The organism is Caulobacter sp. 05T431, assembly GCF_056665975.1.
On the sequence record NZ_JBFTKU010000002.1, the window covers coordinates 416,866 to 428,145 of the forward strand.

At 68.6% G+C, this 11,280-nt stretch carries 11 protein-coding genes; 9 read left to right on the forward strand and 2 right to left on the reverse strand.

The annotated features are described in order from the left end of the window. Window positions 1-282: 282 nt before the first annotated feature. From AC1U89_RS03705 to flhB, 6 genes are all read left to right on the forward strand, one after another. Window positions 283-1,887: a flavin monoamine oxidase family protein gene (locus tag AC1U89_RS03705; protein WP_479898338.1), complete on the forward strand. Its 1,605-nt coding sequence runs from the start codon at window positions 283-285 to the stop codon at window positions 1,885-1,887. A gap of 41 nt (window positions 1,888-1,928) precedes the next feature. After that, window positions 1,929-2,333, forward strand: a complete 405-nt coding sequence (locus AC1U89_RS03710) for a c-type cytochrome (protein WP_479898339.1) — start codon at window positions 1,929-1,931, stop codon at window positions 2,331-2,333. Window positions 2,334-2,518: 185 nt separating this feature from the next. Continuing rightward, on the forward strand, window positions 2,519-3,010 hold the full coding sequence (locus tag AC1U89_RS03715; RefSeq protein ID WP_479898340.1) for a RidA family protein: 492 nt from the start codon (window positions 2,519-2,521) through the stop codon (window positions 3,008-3,010). A gap of 282 nt (window positions 3,011-3,292) precedes the next feature. Next, a complete protein-coding gene (gene fliQ / locus AC1U89_RS03720) occupies window positions 3,293-3,556 on the forward strand; it encodes a flagellar biosynthesis protein FliQ (RefSeq protein ID WP_479898341.1) in 264 nt (87 codons plus the stop codon). A 10-nt stretch (window positions 3,557-3,566) separates the two neighbouring features. Beyond that, window positions 3,567-4,322: a flagellar biosynthetic protein FliR gene (gene fliR / locus AC1U89_RS03725; RefSeq protein WP_479898342.1), complete on the forward strand. Its 756-nt coding sequence runs from the start codon at window positions 3,567-3,569 to the stop codon at window positions 4,320-4,322. Between the two features lie 12 nt (window positions 4,323-4,334). Beyond that, window positions 4,335-5,417 carry a flagellar biosynthesis protein FlhB gene (gene flhB / locus AC1U89_RS03730; protein WP_479898343.1) on the forward strand — a complete coding sequence of 361 codons (1,083 nt, stop codon included), beginning with the start codon at window positions 4,335-4,337 and terminating at the stop codon, window positions 5,415-5,417. A gap of 149 nt (window positions 5,418-5,566) precedes the next feature. On the opposite strand, the gene AC1U89_RS03735 is transcribed toward flhB, so the two are convergent. Together AC1U89_RS03735 and AC1U89_RS03740 are read right to left on the reverse strand one after the other, a co-directional pair. Next, window positions 5,567-6,988, reverse strand: coding sequence for a glycoside hydrolase family 28 protein (locus AC1U89_RS03735; RefSeq protein ID WP_479898344.1), 1,422 nt, complete (start codon window positions 6,986-6,988; stop codon window positions 5,567-5,569). A gap of 108 nt (window positions 6,989-7,096) precedes the next feature. Then, on the reverse strand, window positions 7,097-7,450 hold the full coding sequence (locus tag AC1U89_RS03740; protein WP_479898345.1) for a hypothetical protein: 354 nt from the start codon (window positions 7,448-7,450) through the stop codon (window positions 7,097-7,099). A gap of 82 nt (window positions 7,451-7,532) precedes the next feature. On the opposite strand from AC1U89_RS03740, the gene AC1U89_RS03745 reads away from it, so the two are divergent. The 3 genes from AC1U89_RS03745 to AC1U89_RS03755 all read left to right on the forward strand — a co-directional run bounded on the left by AC1U89_RS03745 (window position 7,533) and on the right by AC1U89_RS03755 (window position 10,736). Continuing rightward, window positions 7,533-7,985 (forward strand): MarR family winged helix-turn-helix transcriptional regulator, encoded by a 453-nt coding sequence (locus AC1U89_RS03745; RefSeq protein ID WP_479898346.1) that lies wholly within the window; start codon window positions 7,533-7,535, stop codon window positions 7,983-7,985. A gap of 134 nt (window positions 7,986-8,119) precedes the next feature. Next, window positions 8,120-10,201, forward strand: coding sequence for a cell cycle histidine kinase CckA (gene cckA, locus AC1U89_RS03750; protein ID WP_479898347.1), 2,082 nt, complete (start codon window positions 8,120-8,122; stop codon window positions 10,199-10,201). A gap of 106 nt (window positions 10,202-10,307) precedes the next feature. Next, window positions 10,308-10,736, forward strand: coding sequence for a hypothetical protein (locus tag AC1U89_RS03755; RefSeq protein WP_479898348.1), 429 nt, complete (start codon window positions 10,308-10,310; stop codon window positions 10,734-10,736). The last annotated feature ends 544 nt before the right edge of the window (window positions 10,737-11,280 follow it).

The window sequence follows — 11,280 nt, forward strand, 5'->3', positions numbered from 1 at the left end:
CAAGGGAAAGCCGGGCCTCGCGCCCGGCTTTTCTGCATTTTCGTCAACGGTTTCCGCCGATCGATTTTCCGTCGGTCCGACCGCGTTTTTCGGCGTGAAATTTTACGTCGCCCGCTCTCCGCACAAGCCTCGCCATGGGCGCCCAAGGGCGTGGCGCCGAGGTGCTTTCTCATAAGGCGTACGAGTTTTTCGCATTGTTGTTCAAAGCGCGTCGTCTGACATACCCAAGGCGATCGCCTGGCTCGCAGGCGGCCTTTCGCGACAAGAAAAATCGGGGACGGTATGGGTGATCAATCGACAGCGGTGTCGGGTGGCGTTCTGACGCGGCGACGGTTTTTCGAGGGTCTGGCGGCCTTCGGCGGAGTTTCGCTGGCCATGGCCGGCATGGACGCCCTGGGCTTCGGTTTCGCCTCGGCCCAGACCGCCCCGCCCAAGCTGGAAGGCGACGCCAAGGGGACCAAGATCGTGGTGCTGGGCGCGGGCCTGGCCGGCATGACCGCCGCCTACGAACTGACCAAGGCCGGCTACAGCGTGCAGGTGATCGAGGCCCGCTCCTTCGCCGGCGGCCGCTGCCAGACGGCGCGCAAGGGCTTCCAGCACACCGACCTGGTCGGCAACAGCCAGACCTGCGAGTTCGACGAGGGGCTCTACATCAACCACGGCCCGTGGCGGATCCCGTACCACCACCGTTCGACCCTGCACTACACCAAGCTGTTCGGGGTGCAGCTTGAGAGCTTCGTCAACGACAACGACGCGGCCTATGTCTATTTCGAGAAAGGCGACGGCCCGCTGGCCGGCAAGCCGATCCGCAAGGGCCAGATCGCCGCCGACGCCCGCGGCTACGCCGCCGAGCTGATCGCCAAGGCCGCCTCCAAAGGCCAGCTCGACGCGCCCCTGACGCCCGAGGACCGCGACCTGTTCGTGGCCTACATGATCAACGAAGGGCGGCTGTCGCCGACCGACCTGGCCTATACGGGAACCGAGGGGCGGGGCTTCGACGTCCATCCCGGCGCGGGCGTCGATCCGGGCCCGGGCAAGCCGTCCACGCCCTACAGCCTGACCGACGTGCTGCACTCCAAGGCCTGGCGGGTGCTGAGCTCGGTCGCCGGCTACGAGCAGCAGCGCACCATGCTCCAGCCGATCGGCGGCATGGACCAGATCGCCAAGGGCTTCGAGAAGCACGTCGGGTCGATGATCCGCTACTCGTGCGTGGTCGAGAAGATCAAGCAGTCCGACAAGGGCGTGAAGGTCACCTATCGCGACAAGTTCGGCGAGCAGGACACCATCGAGGCCGACTACTGCGTCTGCACCATCCCGCTCAGCGTGCTGAAGAACGTCGACGCCGATTTCTCCAAGCCGTTCAAGGCGGCGATGTCGGGCGTGTCCTATGCGCCGGTCAACAAGATCGGCCTGCAGATGAAGACCCGCTTCTGGGAGGAAAACCACTTCATCTACGGCGGCCACATCTACAACGACATGCCGGGCATCGGCACGATCACCCTGCCGTCCACCGGCTGGCAGGGGCAGAAGGGCGTGCTGCTGGGCTACTACGCGTTCGGCGGCGAGGCGGCCAAGATCAGCGCCAAGCCGCCGGCCGAGCGCGCGGCCTTCGCCGTGGCCGCCGGCCAGAAGATCTTCCCCGAATACGCCGAGAACTTCGAGAACGCCTTCTCGTTCAGCTGGCACCTGGCGCAGTTCAATCTGGGCGGCTGGGCCGAGTGGGGCGAGGAGGGGCGCAAGACCGCCTATCCGGTCCTGACCGAGCCCGACGGCCGCGTCTACCTGGCCGGTGAGCACCTGACCTATCTGGGCGGCTGGCAGGCGGGCGCCATCGAGTCGGCCTGGCAGCAGATCGGCAAGATCCACGCGCGGGTGCTCAAGGCGTGAAGTCGCGCTATGGCTGGTTCCAGGTTTATCGGGGAGTTCCCATGAGTCGTTCGATCGTCTTCCGCTCGCTTTTCGTCGGGGGGCTGCTGGCCGCCTCGGCCGTCTCCGCGACGGCTTTCGCCGCCACGCCGCAGTCGTTGTTCAACGACAACTGCTCGGCCTGCCACCAGACCACGGGCAAGGGGGTGAAGGGCGCGTTCCCGGCCCTGGCCGGCGACCCCTTCGTCCAGGGCGACCCCGCCCCGTTGACGGCCACCGTCCTGGCGGGCCGCGCCGGCATGCCGGCCTTCAAGGACGACATCAACGACGCCGACCTGTCGGCGATCCTGACCTACATCCGCACGTCCTGGGGCAACAAGGGCAAGCCGGTGACGGCCGCCGACGTCGCCGCCGCCCGCGCCAAGCTGAAGGCCTCCAAGAAGCCGGCCAGTCTGCAGGCCCACTAGCGAAAGTAATCCGCTCATCCCGGCGAATGCCGGGACCCAGATGGAAAGGCGGGGCGGCTGACGCCAAGAGCTCTGAGCTTCCAGTCCACCACGCCGCTTTGGGATCTGGGTCCCGGCATTCGCCGGGATGAGCGGTGAGGAGGAATGGTTTTGATCTTTCGGACCCAATTCAACAGGAGACGACCATGAAGCGCCTGATCCTCGCCGCCGCCGCGTTCGCCGCGCTCGGGACCGCCGCCCACGCCCAGGACATCGTCCGGGGCGGCTCGCCGACCTCGCCGATCGCCAGCGTGGTGACCGTGCCGGCCGGCTACGACACCATCTATGTCAGCGGCATGACCCCGCCGATGCTGGACCCCAAGGGCGACCCGGCCCTGACGGCCACCTTCGGCGACACCAAGACCCAGACCCTGGGCGTGCTCAAGCGCATCGAGGAGGCGCTCAAGACCCAGGGCGCGACCATGGGCGACGTGGTGATGATGCGCGTCCTGCTGGTCGGCGACCCGGCCAAGGGCGGCAAGATGGACTTCGCCGGCATGATGGAAAGCTACAAGACCTTCTTCGGCACGCCCGAACAGCCCAACAAGCCCTCGCGCATCACCAGCCAGATCACCTCGCTGGTCCAGCCGGGCATGCTGGTCGAGATCGAGGTCCAGGCGGCGCGGAAGCCGAAGTAGGCTTCCGGGCCGCCGTTCCGCGCCCTATGGGGGCGGACAGACCGCGAAGCGGTCAGGTGGGGGCAAGTGGGGGCGCCGCTGCGCTCTATGATCGACTTGCCCCCTACGGATCGCTGCGCGATCGTCTTCCCCCAGAGGGGGAAGATGTGTTCCTCCGAGCGACGTTTCGCCACGCGCGCAACTGTCCCCTGTTAATTGTGCCTAACGGGCTGTTAACCATGACGGACGATGGTGCGAGTCACCTAAAGTCCCCGCGTTGACCGCGTAGTTAGAGGCCATCCGATGAGCGGAGCCGAAGTCCTGGATGTCGGCCGCGACGCGATCTGGCTGACCCTTCAGCTGTGCGCGCCGATCCTCATCGTCGGCCTGGTGGTCGGCGTGGCCATCGGCCTGTTCCAGGCCCTGACCCAGATCCAGGAAGCCACCCTGGTCTACGCGCCCAAGATCGTGGCGATCTTCATCTCGCTGCTGCTGTTCCTGCCGCTGATGGGCGCGCTGATGTCCGGCTTCATGAGAGAGATCGCCGCCAAGATCGCCGGGATGTAGGGGGCAGGGCTTGGACAGCTACGCCACCGTCCTGCAGGTCTATGCCGGCGGCCTGGTCTTCGCCCGGGTCGGGGCGATGGTCATGCTGATGCCGGGCATCGGCGAGACCGTGGTCCCCCAGCGCATCCGCCTGTCGTTCGCCGTGCTGATGGCCATGTTGCTGGCCCCGCTGGTCGGCAAGTCGATCGTCACCGTCCCCAGCAGCGTCGGCGCCATCGGCGGGGCGGTGCTGCACGAGGTGCTGATCGGCCTGATGATCGGCCTGATCCTGAAGATGTTCGTCAGCTCGCTGACCACGGCCGGCGAGGTGATCTCGATCCAGACCTCGCTGTCCTTCGCCCAGACCACCAACCCGGCCGGCGCGCCCAGCAGCACGGCCGTGGCCACCTTCCTGTCGATGCTGGGCCTGACCCTGATCATGGTCACCGACCTGCACCACCTGTTCATCGGGGCGATGGCCAAGTCGTACGACCTGTTCCCGTTCAGCCGCCCCGTGCCCGTCAACGACGCCGCCACCCTGGCCGTGCGCACGATCGCGGACTCGTTCAAGCTGGGCCTGCAGCTGGCCGCGCCCGTTCTGGTGTTCTCGATCGTCTTCAACCTGGCGACCGGCCTGGTCGGCCGGGTGATGCCGTCGTTCCAGATCTTCTTCGTCACCTCGCCGCTCAGCGTGATCCTGGGCCTTTCCCTGCTGGGCCTCTCGCTCGGCGGCATCGCCATGGTGTGGACCGATCGCTATCGGGACCTGCTGTCGGTGTTCAACTAGGGAGGCGCGGGCGTGGCTGACGAACAGGACGACGCGTCAAAGACAGAAGAACCAACAGCCAAGAAGCTGTCGGACGCTCGCGCGAAAGGCGACGTCCCGAAATCCGCCGACATCTCGCAACTGGCCTCGCTCTCGGGCGCGTTCGGCGTCGTGATCATCGCCGGCGGCTGGCTGACCCGCGACCTGGTCGGCAACCTGACGCCGTTCCTGGCCCATGCCGGGACCATGGACGTCGAGGGCGGCATCCGCGCCATCGCCAAGATGGCGATCCTGGCGGCCCTGCCGGCCGTCGTGCTGGTGATGGTGGTCTCGGCCCTGCTGGGCGTGGTGGGCAACGTGGCGCAGACGGGCTTCATCCTGTCGGCCGACAAGATCAAGCCCGACCTCCAGAAGCTGGACCTGATCAAGGGCCTGGGCCGCATCTTCGGCCCGGACGGCTTCGTCCAGTTCGCCAAGTCGGCCGTGAAGTTCATCGTCACTGGCATCATCGCCTGGTTCGTGATCAAGCCGGACGCCGCCCAGATCACCACCCTGGTCGGCATGGACGTGGCGGCGATCGTGCCGCTGTCCATGAAGCTGTGCGTGAAGATGTTCTGGATGGTGCTGATCTTCCTGATCGCCACCGCCGGCTTCGACTGGTTCTGGCAGCGCATGCGCTTCAACAAGCGCATGCGGATGAGCGTCCAGGACGTCAAGGACGAGATGAAGCAGTCGGAAGGCGACCCGCACGTCAAGGGCAAGCAGAAGCAGATCCGCATGCAGCGCTCGCGCCAGCGGATGATGGCCAACGTGCCCAAGGCGACCGTCGTCGTCATGAACCCGACCCACTACGCCGTGGCGCTGAAGTACGAGCAGGGCGAGACCGCGGCCCCGATCTGCGTGGCCAAGGGCGTCGACGACCTGGCCTTGAAGATCCGCGCCGTCGCCGAGGAGAACGGGGTCTACGTGCTGGAAGACCCGCCCCTGGCCCGCGCCCTCTACGCCGCCATGGACATCGACGAGCAGATCCCGGCCGAACACTTCGAGGCCGTGGCCAAGGTCATCGGCTTCGTGATGAGCAACAAGCAGGCGAAGAAGCGGGCCTGGGCTGATTAGCCGGCGAGATAATCGCATTCAAAAGTTGTCATCCCGGAAGCCCCGCAGGGGCTGTCCGGGACCCAGGTGACTGGGCTGATGCTTTGCGGTTCCCCTGGGTCCCGGACAAGCGCTCCGCGCTTTCCGGGATGACAACCGTTGGGGGCGGACTAGTTCGGTTTCCCCGACACCATCCCTAGCCGATAGGGCGGATCGGCCGCCGGCACGTCCGCCGGACGCACGGTCGGCTCCAACGCCGCCGCCCCCGCCAGGCCCCGGCCGGTGACGTTGCTGGTCGCCAGCTTCGGCCCCTCGGCCACGGCCACGTCCACGTGGTCGAGCACGACGTTGCGCATGTTGGCCAGGCTCATGCCCTTGCCCGCCGTGCCGGTGACGTTCCTCAGCGTGAAGCCGTCCAGCGGCTTGTCGGGATGGATGTTCGTCGCCTGGACCAGCACCGGGACGTCGGTGACCTTGATGCGCTCGAAGGTGAAGTTCCGCACCGTCGGCACGCCCTCCAGGCCGGCGACGGGGAATGGGTCCTGCTTGCCGCTGTCCAGGAAGTTGAGGCGCAGGAAGCCGTCCTTGGCGCCCGAGACCTCCAGGTCGCGCATGACGATGTCCTCGATGAACGCCCCGCGCCCGGGGCGGCTCTTGATGTAGATGGCGAAGGTGTAGGCGGCGAGGCACTTGCAGCGCTCGACCAGCACCTTGCGGATGCCGCCCGAGGTCTCGCTGCCGATGCCGATGCAGGCCCAGCGGTGGTCGCGGAAGGTGCAGTCGCTGATCCGCACGTCCTCGGTCGGACGGCCGATCAAGGCGCCCTCCATGCCCCGGCCGGACTTCAGCGAGATGCAGTCGTCCACCGTGTCGAAGTCGCAGCGCTCGATGACCACGCGACGGCAGGAGTCGACGTCGATCCCGTCGGCCCCGCCCCGGACCGTCACGCCGCGGAACAGCACGTCGTCGCAATAGACCGGGTGGATCGACCACATGTCGTTCTGCTCGGTGTAGACGTCGGTGACCGACAGGCCCTGGACCTCGACGAACTCCAGCAGGGCCGGGTGGCGCAGGCCGGTGGCCTTGTCGACCCGGCCGGGGATGGCCTTGGAGCCCAGGATGCGGCCCTTGCCGGCGATGGCGACGCCGCGCGCGTCCTGGGCCCAGACCAGGCCGACATGGCCCGGCGTCCAGCGGCCCTCCCAGCGCACCTGGACCACCGGATAGTCGGCCAGGTCCGGCGAGCCCTGCAGCGTCGCGCCCTCGTCCAGCAGCAGGGTGGTGTTCGAGCCTAGGCGCAGGGCGCCGGTCAGGTAGACGCCGGCGGACACCGCCACCACCCCGCCGCCCAGCACGGCGCAGCGGTCCAGGGCGGTCTGCAGGGCGGTCGTGTCCTTGGTCGTCCCGTCGCCCACGGCGCCGAAGTCGCGCGGGTCGAGGCGCAGGTCGGTCGCCTTGGCCGTCGCCCGGGCGGGCGAGGCCGGAGCGGCCGTCGCGGTGGTCGCCAGGGCCGCCGCTCCAAGACCGGCGACCGAGAGCACGGCGCGTCGGCTGGGGGAGGGGGCTCTGTCGTCGCGCGCGGTCTTCGTCATGGCGGGCCTCCCGAGGCGACGCCGGTTTCTGACACCGGTGTCTTTCCTCGGGAGTGTTGGGCGATCAGTCCCGGCTGTAAATGCGCGCCCGAAAAAATGGGGTAGGGCTCACGCGACGTAGCGCGCGATCACCATGCCCAGGACCGTGATCATCAGCAGGCCGCCGGCGATCCGCTGGCTGCGGGCGGGGCGGGCGCGGTCCAGGATCTGGACGGCCAGGGCGGTGACGGCGGCGACCACGGCGACCATCAGCACCTGCTCCTGCCGTCCGAACGCGCCGCCGTGCAGCATCGCGGCGAGGGGGACGCCGGTGACGATGGCGACGCTCGCCGCGCCGAACTGCGGACGACGCAGGGCGTCGATCCCGCTTCCGCCCGTCCGGGCCAGCACGAAGGTCGATCCCGCCCAGAAGATGGCGGACAGCACGTGGAGCGACAGCAGCAGCATCAGACCGATGTTCATGGCGATATCCTTTCGCGGACCGCCGTTCTGGCGGCGGCGATATTCATAGACATCGAATCATTCGACGTCTATCTATCGAATCATGAACCTTCCGGGCCCGCCTTCCGCCCCGCCGATCGGCTTCGTCCTGTCCCAGGTCTCCAAGGCCGTGGCGCGGGCGTTCGACGACGCCATGACGCAGGCGGGCGGCTCGCTGTCGACCTGGCTGGTGCTGCGCTCGCTGATGCCGGGCGGCCATCAGCCCCAGTCCGACCTGGCCCTGGCGGTGGGCGTGCAGGGGCCGACCCTGACGCACCACCTGAACGGCCTGGAGGCCCAGGGCCTGATCACCCGCACCCGCGACAAGGCCGACCGCCGGGCCCACCAGGTGGCCTTGACCCCGGAGGGCCGGGCGCGCTTCCTGCAGTTGCGCCAGACGGCCGAGCGCTTCGACGCCCGGCTGCGCGGCGACCTGACGGGGCAGGAGGTCGACCTGCTGCGCGACCTGCTCCAGCGGCTGCGGGCCAATGTGGCGGACGAGGCGCCGCGACCATAATCCGGTCACGGAATCAGGAATCGATCACGGATCGCGCTCCGCGAGCGGGTTAAGGGTATTCTATCCCGCGAATCGATGGGCTGGACGCCCGCAAGGCTGAAGAAGGATTTCGGTCGACCATGACCGAGACGCCCATGAAAGACTTTGGCGCAACAGACCCCGTCGGCGCGAAGCGTCGCCCGGACCTCCTGATCTGGGGCGCGGCCATCTTCCTCGTCCTGGCCGCCGCCTTCGCCGCCGCCCCCGCCCTGCGGGCCGGTCCGGCCACCCTGGCGGGCCTGCTGCTGCTGGGCGGCGTCGCCGGCGTGGCGATCCTGGGCCTGGTGGCCATCCGCGCCTCGACCGCCGTGACCGATCCCGAGCCCGAGGGCGCCGAGGCCTTCGTGGACGCCCTGTCCGAGCCGGCCGCCCTGACCGCCGCCGACGGCCGCATCCTGGCCGCCAACCTCGCCTGGACCCAGATCGTCGGCGACGCCCGCCGCCTGCCCAAGGGCGCGGCCGGCGCCGGCCTGTTCGCCGCCCTGGTCAAGGCCCGCGACGGTCAGCGGGCCGACGGGACGCTGATCATCGCCGGCCACGAGCGTCGCGCCGAGGCCGCCCGCCTGCGCGGCGGCCGCCTGCTGGTCCGCCTGCCGACGGTGATCGAGAAGGAGGTCTTCGTCCCGACCGCCGCTCCGGCCCCGGTGATCTCGCAGTCCGCCCCGGCCCCGCGCACCCTGGACGCCTTCTCCGGCGCCTCGCCGTTCGGCGCGGCCCTGCTGGACGGGCTGGACCCGTTCAACTCGCGCATCCTGGAAGCCAATCCGGCCCTGACCGCCATGGCCGGGGCCGTGCCGGCCGGCACGCTGTTCGGCGCCCTGATCGACCCGCCCTCGCGGACCGAGGCCGAGACCCGGCTGGCCGAGGGCAAGGCCGGTCCGTTCGAGGTGCGCCTGGCCCGCGACCCGACCCGCATCGCCCATCTCTATCTCTACCGCGCCGACGGGCGGCTGGTGGCCTATCTGATCGACGTGTCCGAGCAGAAGCAGATGGAGCTGCAACTCGCCCAGGCCCAGAAGATGCAGGCCATCGGCCAGCTGGCCGGCGGCGTGGCCCACGATTTCAACAACCTGCTGACCGCCATCCAGCTGCGCCTGGACGAGCTGCTGCACCGCCACCCGGTGGGGGATCCTTCTTACGAAGGCTTGAACGAGATCCGCCAGACCGGCGTGCGCGCCGCCGACCTGGTCCGCAAGCTGCTGGCCTTCAGCCGCAAGCAGACCGTCCAGCGCGAGGTGCTGGAGCTGGGCGAGCTGATCAGCGAGTTCGAGGTCCTGCTGCGCCGCCTGCTGCGCGAAGACGTCAAGCTGATCACCGACTACGGCCGCGACCTGCCGCAGGTGCGGGCCGACAAGAGCCAGCTCGAGACCGCCGTCATGAACCTGGCCGTCAACGCCCGCGACGCGGTGCGGGCGGCCAAGGGCGGCGGCGTCGTGCGCATCCGCACCGCGCGCCTCACCCAGGACGAGGCCCAGAGCCTGGGCTTCCCGGGCGCCGAGGGCGACCAGGCCTTCATCGAGGTTAGCGACGACGGCCCGGGCATCCCGCCCGAGGTGATGGGCAAGATCTTCGACCCGTTCTTCACCACCAAGCCGGTGGGCGAGGGCACGGGCCTGGGCCTGGCCACGGTCTACGGCATCGTCAAGCAGAGCGACGGCTGGATCCACGTCCACAGCCGCCCGGGCGAGGGCGCGGCGTTCCGCATCTTCCTGCCCGTGCACGAGCCGACCCCGGCCCAGGAAGCCGCCGCCGCGGCCGCCGCCGTCGCGCCGGAAGCCAAGCCGCGTCCGCCGCGCGACCTGTCCGGCGCCGGCCGCATCCTGTTCGTCGAGGACGAGGACGCCGTGCGCGGCGTCGCCGCCCGCCTGCTGCGCGCCCGCGGCTACGAGGTGCTGGAGGCCAGCGACGGCGAGGAGGCCCTGATCATCGCCGAGGAGCACGCCGGCACGATCGACCTCCTGATCAGCGACGTGATCATGCCCGGCATCGACGGCCCGACCCTGCTGAAGAAGGCGCGCGGCTATCTGGGCAACGCGCCGGTGATGTTCATCAGCGGCTATGCCGAGGCCGAGTTCAGCGACCTGCTGGAAGGCGAGACGGGCGTGACCTTCCTGCCCAAGCCCATCGACATCAAGACCCTGGCCGAACGGGTCAAGCAGCAGCTGCAGGCCGCCTGACTGCCGTGAAACGGGCGCCGTCGAACGACCGGACCTGAGGTTTCTGTCGGCCGCGTGCGACCTGGGGTAAGGCCCCGCCGGTATTCACGGCGCCGTCGGGGGACGCTTGCAGCTTCATTCGATCATCTCCCTCGGCCTGGCCGTGGGGACCACCGGCTTCGCCGTGAAATACGGCGACCGGACCGCGCGGCGGTTCGGGGTGTCGTTCCTGGCGAACTGGCTGGTCTCGCTGGCGGTCGACAGCGGCGACTTTCAGAACACCGGCCTGGCGCTGTTCTGCGTCGACGTCCTCACGCTGATCTATTTCATCTGGGCCTCGCTGCGGGCGCGCCGGATCTGGACCCTGATCGCCACCGCCTTCATGGCGCTGATCGTGGCCTCGCACCTGGCCACGACGATCGACCTGCGGGTGACGATCAACACCTTCCGGCTGGGCATGACGCTCTGCAGCTACGGCATCCTGGCCTGCGTCGGGTTCGGGACCTGGGGCGGCTGGCGGGAGCGCTCGCGGACGCTGGTCCCGGTCGCGGGCTAAGGCTACGCCCACCGAACCCCTCTCTCTTAGAGAGAGGGAGGGGCCCATGGCGAAGCCATGGGAGGGTGAGTGGTTACACCCTCACCGATTGGGCGCGGCTGTTCGGCAGGCCTTCGGGCGATCGCCGGATCCGCGACGGTTAGGCGTGGCGTGCTTCTTCCAACGCTTCGAAAACGAGGTTGAACGTCTTGGGGTTTGCCGGCCGGCGGTGAAACCACTCACCCTCCCACCGCTTCGCGGCGGGTCCCTCCCTCTCTCTAAGAGAGAGGGGATTTAGGGGGATCGAGCCGCGTGTATCCCCGTCAGCGGCGCGGACAACGCTAGCAATCCCAACGCCCTGAAGAAAAAGCAGCGTCACAAACGCGCCAGGGTTCAAACCTCCCGCACAATCATACCCGTCACCATCACGGGGAGGGCTCTTGGTACCGGCCCAAGCAGGCGATGGGGATGGAACCGAGCGGGGCCGCTTGCCTTGGCTGGGGGGAGGTCTTGGGCGGCGGGGCTCAGAAGGTCCCAAGGCGCAAGACGAACCTCGGCGAAGACC

Excerpts from the sequence above, each read along its gene's own strand:
- AC1U89_RS03715 (WP_479898340.1), top strand. The coding sequence starts at position 2,519 with ATGAAGCGCCTGATCCTCGCCGCCGCCGCGTTCGCCGCGCTCGGGACC.
- cckA (WP_479898347.1), top strand. The coding sequence starts at position 8,120 with ATGAAAGACTTTGGCGCAACAGACCCCGTCGGCGCGAAGCGTCGCCCG.
- AC1U89_RS03735 (WP_479898344.1), bottom strand. The coding sequence starts at position 6,988 with ATGACGAAGACCGCGCGCGACGACAGAGCCCCCTCCCCCAGCCGACGC.
- AC1U89_RS03705 (WP_479898338.1), top strand. The coding sequence starts at position 283 with ATGGGTGATCAATCGACAGCGGTGTCGGGTGGCGTTCTGACGCGGCGA.
- AC1U89_RS03745 (WP_479898346.1), top strand. The coding sequence starts at position 7,533 with ATGAACCTTCCGGGCCCGCCTTCCGCCCCGCCGATCGGCTTCGTCCTG.
- AC1U89_RS03740 (WP_479898345.1), bottom strand. The coding sequence starts at position 7,450 with ATGAACATCGGTCTGATGCTGCTGCTGTCGCTCCACGTGCTGTCCGCC.
- fliQ (WP_479898341.1), top strand. The coding sequence starts at position 3,293 with ATGAGCGGAGCCGAAGTCCTGGATGTCGGCCGCGACGCGATCTGGCTG.
- AC1U89_RS03710 (WP_479898339.1), top strand. The coding sequence starts at position 1,929 with ATGAGTCGTTCGATCGTCTTCCGCTCGCTTTTCGTCGGGGGGCTGCTG.